Source organism: Daejeonella sp., assembly GCF_037719425.1.
In the GTDB taxonomy this organism is placed as follows: domain Bacteria; phylum Bacteroidota; class Bacteroidia; order Sphingobacteriales; family Sphingobacteriaceae; genus Daejeonella.
The window spans coordinates 12556-26637 of record NZ_JBBJNI010000007.1 but is presented as its reverse complement, the minus strand read 5'-3'; the positions used below and the strand labels follow the sequence as shown (position 1 = coordinate 26637).

The following is a 14082-nucleotide window of genomic DNA, read 5'->3' as shown; positions in this document are numbered from 1 at the left end:
TCCACTAATATCCCGGATTCTGCAATATTTTAGGATTTAAAGTCACATCATCTTTAGGGATAGGGAAGTAATAGTAGACATCTTTAAAATAACGTGTTCTTACATTTCTAAGGGTATAGGTATAAGCGCTGCCCACTTTGGCGATCTGCATTCCGCGAAGGAATTTACCATCAAGAAGCGGACCCAGTTTCCATCGTCGTATATCCCATAACCGATGCTGCTCGAAAGCAAGTTCGATTGCACGCTCGTTCTGGATCAATGCTCTTGCTTCATCCTTAGTAGGTGATACAGGCATACCATAAAGTCCATTTGAACTGGCGGTCAAACCCGCTCTGTTTCTGATCAGTTTGAGAGTATTAATGGCATCAGGTGTATTCCCTGCTTCATTTGCTGCTTCAGCATAGTTTAAAAGAATCTCTGCGTAACGAATAATTGGTATACCTCTGTCAACATTATTTCCTCCGGTGATTGCAGCATTGTCATCGCACATTTTACGAATATAGTAACCTGTAATTGTTGCTGTATTGGCAGAAATAGCAACGATGCCATCAAGCGGTGCTCCTACATAAGTAAAAACAGGCCCTAATGCTTTGGTGGTATTGTCGAAGTAAAGACCTTCATTATAAATAACTGTCGCAGATAGCCTTGGATCTCTGTTTATATAAGGGTTTTGTGAATCATATCCCTGTGGATTAGAGGTAGACTTTATATCCGTAGTTATTGATCCACCATTTATTGTAGGAAATTTGTCAACCATCTCCTGTGTAGGATATATATAATAGTTAGCTCCGCCGCGGGATCTTGGCAAAACTCCCCGTTCAATTTGTTTTCCTGGTGGCATCAAGAAAGTCAATAGGAATTCCGAATTTTTCCGGGTGAGGAATACATTATAAAAACCAAAGCCTAATCCTGCCGAAGAACCGCTCCACTTTGTTGCATTGTTAACATTCAGAGAATAAAGCCCCATATCCATTACAACTTTTGCAGCCAGTCTTGCTTTTTCCCAGCGCGTTGGATCTGCGGTTGGATAGCTTAAAAGCTTCTGTAATTCCGGGTTTGAGGATGTTCCACCTCCGTTATAAAGCGGACTAGCAGCAAAAAGAAGAACTCTGGATTTTAAACCTAATGCAGCGCCTCTTGTAATTCTGCCATGATCCAGCCCCGAATAATCCAGGGCCAGGTCAGGAGCTATAGCATCCAACTCGCTTGAAATATAATTCACACACTCTTCAAAGGTGCTACGATTAAATGTACCCTCGTCGGAAGGTGAAAATACATTATTGCCTATAAGAGGGATGCCGCCGAAATGTTTTAACAAGTTAGCGTAATGATACGCACGTACAAACCTGGCCTCAGCTTTAACTCTTTTCTTTTTAGCGGCAGACAATGGCGACTTATCTACGTTTGCGAGAAAAATATTCGATGACCTAATAATCCTGTAAAACAAAACCCAGCTAGTTTGCCATTGACTGAAATAGTTATTTGCAAAGGTTCCGGATGTAAATGTCTTATCAAAATTACCAAGGGCAGGATATCTGCCTTCACCCTCATCAACTAATTTTGAGGATTCTACGACGTTATTAGGATTTTCCACTTGAAAATTATACGCCAAATCAACGTATAAACCCGCAAGAAAATCCATAGTATTGGCACTATCAGCGAAGGTTACTGCCGTATTCAAACTTGCTGTGGTCCTGTTATCAAGGAACCCTTCTTTTTTGCATGAAGCGACTCCAATAATCAACACAGCAAATAGCATTATATATATGTTCTTCATAGTATGATTACTTTATTGAAACATTAAGTCCAAAATTAAATATTGCCTGTGATGGATAAGCGATTGAAGATGATGCATCACCGGATTGGCGAAGTACTTCCGGATCCACTCCATAACGTTTATATGATGCCGACCAGGTATGAAGATTATAACCACTTGCGTATAGCCTAACGTTTTGCAGGCCAGCTGATTTCACCCATTTTTCCGGCAGTACATAACCCAGTTCTACAGAACGAATTCTCAGGTAATCTCCGCTAATTGCCCAAAAACTTGAATTACTTGCCGTAGTCATATACGTTCCATGGAAATTGCTGACCAAAGATGGGAATGTTGCTGTGGCAGCTGTCTCTGGCGTCCAGCGATTCAAATGGATTTCCTGCAAGTTACCTTTAAATGGTACCGAATAATTATAGCCGATCTGCACATCCGAATTCAGGGCTGATTGCAAATTCACATTTAAGGAAAGCTTTTTATATGTAAACCCTGTAGATAACCCGATAGTTGTATTCGGAAGATTTGTTGTGCCGAAATACCCACGATCGTCATCGGAGATCACTCCATCTCCGTTCAAGTCACGGTATTTCAGGAATCCCGGTAAGGTTGTACCCGGGCCCCAGGCAGCGGTGGTAGAACCAATGTACTTTGGCACTTTTGGATCCCTGGCTTCTGTTTCAGAATAATATCCATCCCAGATGAAACCCTGCTGCTCACCAATTGATTGACCGGTTTGAGTCTTCCATGGAAACAATGGAATAACTTCGTCAATTTCAAGAATTTTATTCACTGCATAAGAGTAATTTCCCTTGATATTGAATCCAACATTTTTACCGATTTTCCCCGCATAAGCAAGTTCAAATTCATGCCCCATATTGCTAACTATACCAAGGTTAAGTGGCGGAAGTTGAGAGTCAGGAATTCCGAAATAACTCGGTACTGTATTTCTCCGGGATAGAATGTCATAACGGCGATTGTTAAAGAAGTTAACAGAGCCCGAAACTTTGTTCGCAAGAATTCCAAATTCCAGTGCGTAATCTAACTTACGCTCCTTTTCCCAGGTCACCCGATCATTGGCCAGAGACCCCGGAATAATTGATGGCACACTTACATTACTTTCTCCAAATGAGCCCGCACCGCCCCGGCCATATACTTCTTCATAGGAATTTTTAAAATTACCTAAATCGTCACTTCCGGTAATTCCATAAGAGCCTCGAATTTTCAGCAGGCTAATCAAAGGAATATTCTTTTTAATAAAATTCTCTTCCGAAATCACCCATCCTGCACTACCCGCAGGAAAAAACCCATAACGGCGGTTCTCAGCAAAACGATCAGAGCCATTATAAGCTCCGGATGCTTGTAAGATATATTTGCTCTTATAATTGTAGTCTACACGTCCAATAATACCACGTGCATTAGTTGGGATATAATTAGATACTCGAGTAGGATCTATATTTATTTTTGATGAATCAAGCTTGGAGTATTGATTTAAAACAATTAAACCGCCAACGTTGTGATCCTTAAACGAACGCTTGTAATTAACTGTTGCCTGCAGTCCAGATTGACGACGTGGGCTACCTCCCGTATATTGCAGATTATAAGGTTCAATTCGATAAATATTTAAATTCCTTGGGGTATACGTTCCGGTTTTAGGATTGTAATAAAAAGATGGAAAATTACCTACATCCAACGATCTTCTTGAACTGGTAGAATTGGCTATGGACGCGGTTACCTGTGCTTGCAACCCGGGAGTAATAAACTCAAGTTTCTGAATGGCAGACAGATTAAGGTTAAGCAGGTTTTGACGATCACGATCATAACCACCAGTTTGAATACGGCCTACGATATTATTCGCGGGAGCTGGCTTTAATGGGTCTGTAAAACCAAAACTCCCGTTCGGATTGTATACCGGGTACACAAATGGTGTTAGGCCCTCATAGTTATATATCTCACCAAATGGGCTACTTCCCACCTGAGGCTGGTTAGTTACGGTATTATTTCCAGACACATCTAATTTGAAGGTAAGCGACTTACTCGCCTTTACATCCAGGTTTGAACGGAAATTATAACGGTTAAACCTGTAATTGTTATCTACATCATCCGATTTAAAATCACGCAGTAACCCTGCCTGATTCTGGTAACCAAGGGACACGAAGTATTTCACCGCATCAGTGCCACCGGAAAGATCAATGTTATTGGTAGACATTGGAGCGGTCTTTTTGAACAGGGTTTCATACCAGTTAATATCCGGATGACCTAAAGGATCATTACCATTACGAAACAATTCGATATCCGCATCTGTGAATTCAGGAACGAAAGTGCCACCGGCGATGAATGCATCATTTTTTAATGCCTCATTTCTTAGAACCGCCATATCAGCAGAGCTAAGTACGGTAGGAATATGAGTTGGTCTTTGAATGCCATATTCGGTCCTGAAATTGATCTTCGGAGTACCTGCCTGCCCCCTGCGTGTGGTAACCAAAATCACACCATTTGCTCCTTTTATGCCATATACTGCAGTTGATCCGGCATCTTTTAAAACACTCAGCGACTGAACTTCATTCGGATCGATGTTAGCAAAGTCTGCATAGTTAAATTCAATGTCATCCACAAGTATAAGTGGCCTGACATTTCCGTTATAGGTACTTACTCCACGAATAACAAAATCCGCACCATCAGCACCAGGACGGCCTCCCCTTTGCTGGGAATAAAAACCAGGCAGCTTTCCTGTAAGAGCATTCTGCAAACTGGCAGAAGGTGTTTGCCTGATCTCATCACGACCAACTGTGCTTACAGAACCTACCACATCGACCTTTCTCTGCGTTCCAAAACCAACAACTACTACTTCGTCCAGGTTAGTCTCATTTGTTGAAATCAACACATCTATATTTGACGTATTAGCTACAGAAACCTCTTTGGTTACATAGCCAATTCCCCTAAATATTAAAACATTACTTGTGCCACGGAGTGAAATGCGAAATTTTCCGGTACCATCTGTACTCACTCCATTCGCCGGTACACCTTTCTCGACAACCGTAATGCCAGGCAACGAGCCAACAGCATCGGCTACTGTTCCGGTTATCACACGGTTTTGTGCCTGAGCCCCAAGGAAGCTGCATAGCAATATAACCGCTGTTAAAATTTTGTAAATATTCTTCATGTGATTAATTTATCAGATTTGATTTTTTTACCACCCTGGATTCTGTGTTATCCCAGTATTAGCTTGTATTTCAGAAAACGGGATCGGATATAAATTCATTTTAGGCGCTATAAAAACGAGAGGCTCCACATTTACTGTTTGATAGGTAAACACTCCTGGTGAAACCCTTGTAATCTTCATACCACGAATAGTTTTATTAAAATCAGTTGCAGCTGTATTCCAGCGACGAACATCCCAAAAACGATGCTCTTCAAAGGCCATCTCAACGCGCCGTTCCAATTTAATTGCAGCGCGCATTTCGGCCTGGGTCATATTGGCGTTTAATCCATATAAGGATCCCGTTCCTGCGGAAATACCTGCACGCTTTCTAATATTGGTCAATTGAATATATGCTATGGTACGACTAGCAACCGAATTATCTGCCTCATTGATCGCTTCAGCATAATTAAGAAGCGTTTCAGCATAACGGAAAATAATAAAGTTATGGTCCGCTGCAGCATAATTAGTTGCAGTAGCAAGATTCGGAAGGAACTTACGAAGATAATAACCGGTTTTCGTTTGGATCATCGAAGTATTGGGTTTATCCCTGCCCCCCTCAAATGTTTCAACCGCCCGGCCCAGCCACTGAGATCCATTGTAAAAAATAGTGGCATCGAAACGTGGATCTCTGTTTGCATATGGATTGCTTGCACTATAGCCAGAAGCAGGGTCTGTTATAGGTCTCCCGGATAATGTTGGAAAAGCGTCTACCAAATCCTGTGAAGGACTTGTTAAACCCCTACTGGAATAAAGATCCGACACATAACCTGCAGGTGATTGAGCAATTTCAAGATTCTGATTTCGGCTTTGCTGAAAAGCGAAAATAACCTCCTTATCGCTCCTGGTTACAAAAGCATTCACGAAACTTACGTTTAATGCATAGTAATTTAAATCAATTACTGCTTTAGCGGCATTTGCAGCAGATAACCACTTTGTAACGTTATTTGACGGATTATTCAAAGGGCTTGCAGAATAGAGCAATACCCTCGCTTTTAGAGCTAATGCCGCACCCTGTGTGATCCTGCCAACCTGAACTGCAGACACCGGTTCTTTCAACAATAAACCACTGATTGCATCACACTCGCTTACTATATACTGAACTCCCTCATCATAAGTATTCCTTGGTAAACTTATTTTATCATCCAGCGTAAATATCTTATCCCCAAGCAGAGGTACACCACCATAACGCTTGATAAGTTCAAAATAACTCATCGCCCGAATAAACCTGGCTTCCGCTTTCCAATATTGTTTGGTCAGGGCAACTACCGGAACAACATCAACTTTTGACAGGAACTGGTTGGCTCTGAATATCGCAGTGTAATTACTGGCGAATGAGTCATCAACCAACTGAGTCGAGCTTTGCAATGCCTTTGATAAGAGATATATGTCGCTTGTTAGTTGTGAAGAGACTCCATCATCGGTTGCTGCGTCCAGATATGCACCATCAATTCGGTTGTATCCTCGTGGAAGAAACGTGTACAAGTTGGTAACAGCCTGATCGGCAAAGAAACCGTTAATGTCTTTTGAATCGTACACCAGGTCTTCTGTTCTGGCTTCAAGTGGTACATCTTCAAATTTTTTACAAGCAAGCTGAAATGTGCTGAGGATCAGGAGTGCAACACAGATTTTATATTTTTTTCTAGTAACCATCTTTGGTCTCCTTTTATAATTTAATTGATAAGCCCCCATTAATAATACGTTGCAACGGATAAAGTCCCATGTAATTCTCAGGATCTGAATCTTTGTACTTAGAAAAAGTCGACAGATTTTGGCCATTAACAAAAAGACGTAATCCCCTTATGACTGATGATGGAAGAATTTTCGGATTAACTGTATACCCAATTTCTAAGTTTTTAAGGCGGATATAACTCGCATCCTGAACGTAAAGACTAGATGTTAAATAATTATTCACTTCATTTTGTATAGTAACCCTTGGAAGTGTAGCTGTAGAAGCTGTTCCCGGAGTATAACGATTTAAATTATAAGTAAATGCCGGCCCCTGCCCGTTAAGGCTAAAGGGAAACTGATAATATCCTGTAGTTACGATATCTCTGTTCTCCACCCCCTGAAATAAGACGTTCATATCAAATCCGGCGATCTGAAGACCCAGGTTAGCTCCAAAGTAAAGAAGTGGTTTATCGTTTCCTATAACCATTTGATCCATTACATTGATAATCCCATCCCCATTCAGGTCTTTATACTTCACATCACCTTCAGAAGGAGTAAAGCTTTCCAGCCTTGGGGATGTAAGATTTCCGGAGTTGAAGAAACCATCTGCAACATATCCTCTGATCTGATTAACAGGATTACCGGTACGAGCCATGTAGGCAAAGGGCTGAGCTGGTTCGTCGTTGAAAAGGACACGACTGCTAACACTTGAAATGTTACCAGAAATAGAATAGCGAAGTTTACCGGCTGTGGCTGACCAACCAGTATTAACTTCAATACCTGAATACCGGCTTTTACCAATATTTTCCAAAGGATAAGCAGACCCTAGTATTACAGATGAGGAACCCCTTGTCTGGAGCATATCATACTGACTGCTGTTAAAATAATCTACGTTAACCCAACCACGCTGATTACTGAACGCGAGATCCATGCCCACATTGAATTTTTTCGCTTTTTCGGCAACCCGGTCAGGATTAGCCAAAGCCCCCTGTGCAATAGAGCTTGTGCCTGTAGCTGCTGTTCCAAAAATGTAAGCAGTACCCCCTGCATAGGTTTGTCGCCACAAGTAATATCCGGGATCAGCATTACCAACTTTGGCATAAGATGCACGAAGTTTGAATTCATTCAGGAACTTATTCCCTTGCATAAAACTTTCGTTATGAAGGTTCCAGCTAGCTCCTGCTCCTGGATAGAAATCAGCCTGGTTGCCTGGATTAAACCTATTGTTAGCACTGTAAGCCCCTGCAAGCTCCATGTTAAATCTTTTATCCAAACTATAGGATAAGCGAGTGGAAACGCCCTGGTAAATCTGATTCAGCAAATTGTTTGATTGACTATTATCATAGCTCGCTACAATGATGGCACTGAAGTCATTATTACCCCAGTTGCGATCAAGTCCTGTTGACAATTCTAAATAGGTTTGCTGAAAACGTCCCTGAACTGTTGTGGAGTTTGGCTGTTCCGAAATCGTACTCACTCTTAAAAAATTTGTAGAGTCCCCTGTTACCGGATAATTGTAGGCATTGTAATTTTTTGACCTATTGATCCGCTGCTCGTAAGATGGTGAATAAGAAAGCAGCGCTTTCACCCAGGAACCTTCGATCAAACTACCAAGTTTCTGTGTCAATCCAACATTTACCGCAGCTGCCTGCAGGTTGTTCTTTATATATCCGGTGCCAACCGCTTCTGCATACGGACTATTAGGATATTCTCTTGTTCCTCCAAAAGTACCACGAAAATTAGTGACAGCCGTAGCATTGCTTGGTGAAGCCTGAAGGAGTGTAAATATGGATCCATATCCTGCACCCGGCTGAATGAAATCCTGAATGTTCCCAACCAGGTTTAAATTAGCCCTCAAGTTTTTATCAATATCCAGTTCAATATTTGACCGGAATATATACCTGCTATAATCTACGTTTGTACCATAAGAATTATCATCATCTTCTCTAAATAAACCTGATTGATTCTGGTAATCCAATGAAAGAAAATATCTGACATTTGTATAATTTCCACTGGCGTTTAATGTATAGCGCATCTGAGGAGCATTATCTCTCAGCACAGTTTTTTGCCAGTCTACATTCGGGTACACAAACGGATCTGTTCCATTTCTGTAGCCATCCAGTTGAGTTTGAGAGAAAGCAGGAGATAAACCAGAGTTTGCTCTTGCTTCATTGTATAATGATGCATAATCGAATGACGATAATGCCTTTCTCATTCCGATAGCTTCCTGGATTCCGCCTTGAGCGGTAAATGACACGGATGACCCGGAGTTTGTGCTTTTCTTTCGTGTGGTAATCATAAGCACTCCGTCCATTGACCTGTTTCCAAGCATCACACTCGAAAGACCATCCTTTAATAAGGTTATTGATTCAATCTGTTCCGGATTAAGGGATAATTCATTGTAGACCGTATTGTAGCGGGGTACTCCGTCAATCACTATTAGCGGAGATCTGCCTCTCAGGCTGAGCGAAGTAGCATCATAACGTGGTGCACCATTCGATTGATAGGTGTACAAACCCGAAAAATGTCCGGCGAAAGCATTACTCAATAAAGAAACAGGTGAACTTTCAAGCCGCTTTCCATCTAAATATCCTATGGATTGAACTAATTTATCTCGTGTTTGCTCACCGTACAAAACATTGAGCTTGAGTGGCTGAAATATTTGCCCGAAATCACTCACAGGCTTCATCGTAGTATCTATCCGGGCGCTTTCCTGTGCCTTAGCATCCGGACTGCTACTTAACAAAATTGCTGATGAAAAAGCGCACAAAACAATGACCTTGTACCAGGGAAGTAAGAGTTTTCTCATAGAGATTTCTTTATAAACTAATTAAACGGTAACCTATAGTGGTATATTAATAAAAGAGAGACATTCACACGGTGATGATACCATGCTCTTGGTAGATTATTTACGTGAGTAGAAGTTGGACGGCCATCTCACCAATTTCCATTTATAACTTTGCTGGCGCCGCTTTTCAGGTTTTTCAGTGTTGCTTTTACAGCGTGAGATCCTGCGGCAGGGTCATCTATTTGATAGAGATAATATGAATCAGCAACATCTCCATTTCGTGCTTTCACCGTAATAAGTTTCGGCTCCACTGTTTGCCCGTCTATTTCTAATTTTTCTAATGCTACGACCGGCGCTCTCAAACTCTGTCGGACGCTATTCCACCAGGGCCGTACCCTTATCGCCACTCCCTTGTCGGGATGCCCTGCCTCAAATTTATCTGCGGGAGTTATTAGAGTTAATGCAGCCCATGGCCTCCTGACAGACTCGTCTTTATCCCACCATTGCCAGATCGATTGTTTAGCAGTAATAAATTCCCTTGCAGCCATAGTACCACCCAACATCCTTGTTTTGTAATTGCTCACTGAATCATGTCTGGTTCCGACAACCCAATTCTTCTTTAAAGCATCTATCATTGCATTATAACCTGGCTCTTTTGCAATAAATAAAGTACGATGATTAACAAGTTCATTTGACCACCACCACGATTCCGTACCGTGAGCATCCTGTAAGGTTACCAGGGGCAGACGATATCTGTATTCCGCTATATAAGGCAGCCAAAACATGAAATTTTGTCCAAAATGAACAGTGCTTATGGCCAGGTATCCGAAGTTGTTAACTGATTCGTCAAGGAGTAACCGGGCTAAAGGCTCATTGTTGCTGACTTGCAGCAGCATGCCACCATTTGCTTCTTTTAAATTCTTCAACGTAGTATTCTTAAACTCATCGAATGTTGAACTGTCGGCATAGTGAATTGGAGTTTTTGCCGGCGCGATATAATCTAAAACGTGATCGAAGGAACCCATACCGGGGATACTCAATAAATTATCATGCGGCTCATCGGACATAAAAAAAGTGACAGGAACGTTTTTGTTCTGAGCGATCTTCTGTGCTTCTTCTAGCCATCCGGCTACAGGATATTTCACCCCCCACAGATGTATTTTTAAGCTATCAGCAAGCATTACTGCCTCAAGGGGGCTCCCTTGTCCATGAGCCTGAAACTGAACAGTGTAAACCTGATGCCCGGAAAAATCAGGTTTCGGTTCAATTGCTTCTTTTCGTTTAACAGATTTGTCTAATGCATTAATTGCATTTAATACTTTCAGGGCATCAATTGCATAGAATGAGGCTACCGGAGTAGAATGTAAGCCGAGCCTTGCGCCGAATCCTCCGTCTGCATTTCGAAGGGACAGCAGATAATCAATAACACGTTTTTCATTTTTGGGCCGGGCACCAAGCATTTGCAAAGACTTTATACCCGCCCATGTATAAATCACATCATCGTTAACTCCGATTGTGGGATTTGGCTGATGTGTAAATCCGCCATTAGCCAACTGGCATGACTGAAGCCAATTTATGGTTTCGGAGGATAATCTTTCAGTTCCGGAAAGTTCCTTAAATGAATATAAGGCCCAATAAGTGTTTAATATATTCCCATCGCCGCCGTTAGCGGCTGGGGCATTATTGAAACTACCATTTGAGCGGCGATTCTTCTCCAGGTATTTAAGGAATTCTTCGCTCTTGTCCATGGAGATTCCCAATAGGCTACTGCATACAGGTGTCATCGCTTCCTGAAATAAGCCTCCATACCCGTGTCCTTCATAATTTGCCAGTATCCCAGCCTGGGATTTCCAGCTTTTAACATCGGCCTTAAAAGAAGAAACATCTCCATTTAGCCATAGAATTGCTTGTATCTGCTCATAGACGAGATTGCGCAGGTTGGAACCGCTCGGCCCGGCTTCGCCACGCGGTGCATTGCCCAAAAAATAATTACTCGTTGTGTTAGTTCCCTTTTGCGGATGGTGCGTTCTGATGAATTCGGCAAGCCTTCCTTTGTCCTTAGGCAGTTCACCGATATTATATAGTATTCCTGTTACCGCATAAGTTGGAGTAAGATGCGAATCGTACTGGTCTTCCCAGCCATATCCCCCATCAGGCTTTGAGAGTTTGGTTTCTATATAAGTCAACAGATCTTTTTTCCAACTGCTGACTTTAGCTGTGGGTTGAGCAGTCACCGTACCCGTCAGAAATAATGCGCCAACTACTAAGAATTCTATTTTCACGGAATATTTGCCTGAGATGTAAATGGATAATCCGAATTTTCAACGCGAGCATTTTTCATGATTCGGGTCATTTTTTTTATTATTTCAGGATTTGAAGCAGCCACATTTTTGCTTTCAGCCTGGTCGTTAGCCAGATCGTACAACTCCAATGGAGAATTGAAATTGGTTTTAGCATTCAACCTGACACCTTTCCATTTACCCATTCTCACCGCTTGTCTACCACCGTTCTCATGAAATTCCCAATATAAATAATCATGCTTTGGCTGGCTGCCCTGGCCTTTCAAAACCGGGAGGATAGAATTACCATCTATCTTTTGCGGTTTCTTTTGACTCGTTATATCAGCGAATGTTGGCATGAAATCCCAAAACGCTCCAATATGATCAGAAACACTTCCTGCTTTAATAACCGACGGCCATGACATGATCATAGGCGCACGAATCCCACCTTCGTACAGGTCGCGCTTCACCCCACGGAATCCCCCACCGCTGTTAAAAAACTGAGGATCATTCCCACCCTCGACATGAGGTCCATTATCACTGGTAAAGATGATGAGGGTGTTTTTCTCAATATCTAAGTCTTTAAGCTTAGAAACCAACTGTCCAACATAATCATCAAGCCGCGTAACCATTGCTGCATATGCGGCACGAGGATACGGCTGACCTTTGTATAAAGATGGCCCCGTTTTAACCGCTTTCACTTGTTTGGGAGACTCTTTAAAGGCATTTCGATACTCGAGAAAAAGCTTGTCATTTTCCGGAAGTTCAAGACCGGCGTGAGGAAGAGTATAAGACATGAAGGCAAAAAAAGGCTTGGTTTTATTGGCTGCAATGAATCCCAGTGCTCGGGCTTGTATTAAATCCGGTCCGTATACTTCAGACTTGGTCAATGAATTAGGAAGTTCAATACGAGTACTGTTATCCCAAAGGTGGTCAGGATAATAATCATGTGCCAACCGCTGGCAGTTATAACCAAAAAATTGGTCGAACCCCTGTTTATTCGGATCTCCTTCTGTCCCCACAAAACCCAAACCCCACTTTCCAAAATCACCGGTTACATAACCTGCATCTTTAAACAACTCAGCAATGGTATAAGCAGATCCTTTTAATGGGAATTGTCCCTCTGGTTTTGCTTCTTTATTGCCGCGTATTGGAGTATGGCCGGTATGCTGACCGGTCATCAGAGAGGACCGCGAAGGAGCGCATACCGATGTACCGGCATAGAACTGGGTAAATTTGATACCGTTCTTCGCTAAAGCATCAATATTGGGTGTTTTGATAAGCTTTTGACCATACACTCCGATGTCGCCATAACCCAGGTCATCGGCCATAATGAAAATCACATTCGGCTTATTTCTGGTTTGAGCATAACTCTCATTGAACTGGAAGATTAGTAAGATTAAAAGTAACAAACTGCATTTTATTGACATTATCATAATAAAAGTTAAATCGTATACTGTTTGATTGCGGATCATTGAAACCTTTGCTCTAGACATCACATATCAAGATCGCCTTTTGCAATGAAGCAAGCTTATCCGGATTTAGAGGAATAAACTCTTGAGCAACGTGGCCTTTAAAACCAGTGGCAACAATTGCTTTCATGATAGCAGGGTAATATAATTCCTGGGTTTCGTCAATTTCGTGTCTTCCTGGCACACCCGCCGTATGATAATGCCCGTAATACTGGGAGTTCGCTTTAATTGTTCGAATCACATCGCCCTCATCGATCTGCATATGATAGATGTCGTAAAGGAGCTTAAAATTTTCACTGCCTAACCTTTTGCAAAGCTCTACTCCCCATATAGATTTATCACACATGTAATCTTTATGGTTAACCTTACTGTTCAAAAGTTCCATCACAAGTATTACCTTATTTTTCTCAGCTATGGGAAGTATTTGTTTCAGGCCTTCTGTACAATTAACCAGTCCTGTTTCATCATCCATGCCGCGCCTGTTTCCACTAAAACAGATCAAATTTTTATATCCGGCTTTTGCTACCCGTTCGATCATCTCCGAATAGTTTTTGATAAGAACGGCGTGATTGGCCTTGTTATTCCACCCGTCCACGAGGTTAATTTCAGCTCCGTTACACATAGACGAGGTTAAACCATATTTTTTCAGTATGGGCCAGTCTTTGGGTCCGACAAGGTCTATCCCCTTTAAACCCATCCTCTTTGCTTCCTCACAAAGCTTATCAAGTGGAATATCAGGAAAACACCATCTGCACACAGAGTGGTTTATATTTCCTTTTAAGGCTGACCTACTATTTTCTTTCATCGGGGTGAATGAACTTAACATTCCCGAAGTGCTTACGGCCGCGGATCCTGCAATAATACCCTTAATAGCTTCTCTTCTGCTTTTCATCTTTAATTTTATA

General features: G+C 41.9%; 7 protein-coding genes. All 7 read right to left on the bottom strand.

The features are described 5' to 3' along the window. Positions 1 to 4: 4 nt before the first annotated feature. The 7 genes from WKF69_RS01875 to WKF69_RS01845 all read right to left on the bottom strand — a co-directional run bounded on the left by WKF69_RS01875 (position 5) and on the right by WKF69_RS01845 (position 14069). Positions 5 to 1777, bottom strand: a complete 1773-nt coding sequence (locus tag WKF69_RS01875) for a RagB/SusD family nutrient uptake outer membrane protein (RefSeq protein WP_340379081.1) — start codon at positions 1775 to 1777, stop codon at positions 5 to 7. A 7-nt stretch (positions 1778 to 1784) separates the two neighbouring features. Beyond that, on the bottom strand, positions 1785 to 4931 hold the full coding sequence (locus WKF69_RS01870) for a TonB-dependent receptor (protein ID WP_340379079.1): 3147 nt from the start codon (positions 4929 to 4931) through the stop codon (positions 1785 to 1787). Positions 4932 to 4958: 27 nt separating this feature from the next. Continuing rightward, positions 4959 to 6620 carry a RagB/SusD family nutrient uptake outer membrane protein gene (locus tag WKF69_RS01865; RefSeq protein WP_340379077.1) on the bottom strand — a complete coding sequence of 554 codons (1662 nt, stop codon included), beginning with the start codon at positions 6618 to 6620 and terminating at the stop codon, positions 4959 to 4961. Between the two features lie 13 nt (positions 6621 to 6633). Continuing rightward, positions 6634 to 9447, bottom strand: a complete 2814-nt coding sequence (locus tag WKF69_RS01860; RefSeq protein ID WP_340379075.1) for a SusC/RagA family TonB-linked outer membrane protein — start codon at positions 9445 to 9447, stop codon at positions 6634 to 6636. A 128-nt stretch (positions 9448 to 9575) separates the two neighbouring features. Next, positions 9576 to 11708, bottom strand: a complete 2133-nt coding sequence (locus WKF69_RS01855; RefSeq protein ID WP_340379073.1) for a prenyltransferase/squalene oxidase repeat-containing protein — start codon at positions 11706 to 11708, stop codon at positions 9576 to 9578. Continuing rightward, positions 11705 to 13117 carry an arylsulfatase gene (locus WKF69_RS01850; RefSeq protein WP_340379070.1) on the bottom strand — a complete coding sequence of 471 codons (1413 nt, stop codon included), beginning with the start codon at positions 13115 to 13117 and terminating at the stop codon, positions 11705 to 11707. Before WKF69_RS01850 ends, WKF69_RS01855 begins: the two co-directional genes overlap by 4 nt. A 76-nt stretch (positions 13118 to 13193) precedes the next feature. Further along, on the bottom strand, positions 13194 to 14069 hold the full coding sequence (locus tag WKF69_RS01845) for a TIM barrel protein (RefSeq protein ID WP_340379068.1): 876 nt from the start codon (positions 14067 to 14069) through the stop codon (positions 13194 to 13196). Between the last annotated feature and the right edge of the window lie 13 nt (positions 14070 to 14082).

What these genes read in the sequence shown, in the direction of transcription:
- WKF69_RS01870 (WP_340379079.1), bottom strand. Translation starts at nt 4,931, where the DNA reads ATGAAGAATATTTACAAAATTTTAACAGCGGTTATATTGCTATGCAGC.
- WKF69_RS01845 (WP_340379068.1), bottom strand. Translation starts at nt 14,069, where the DNA reads ATGAAAAGCAGAAGAGAAGCTATTAAGGGTATTATTGCAGGATCCGCG.
- WKF69_RS01860 (WP_340379075.1), bottom strand. Translation starts at nt 9,447, where the DNA reads ATGAGAAAACTCTTACTTCCCTGGTACAAGGTCATTGTTTTGTGCGCT.
- WKF69_RS01875 (WP_340379081.1), bottom strand. Translation starts at nt 1,777, where the DNA reads ATGAAGAACATATATATAATGCTATTTGCTGTGTTGATTATTGGAGTC.
- WKF69_RS01865 (WP_340379077.1), bottom strand. Translation starts at nt 6,620, where the DNA reads ATGGTTACTAGAAAAAAATATAAAATCTGTGTTGCACTCCTGATCCTC.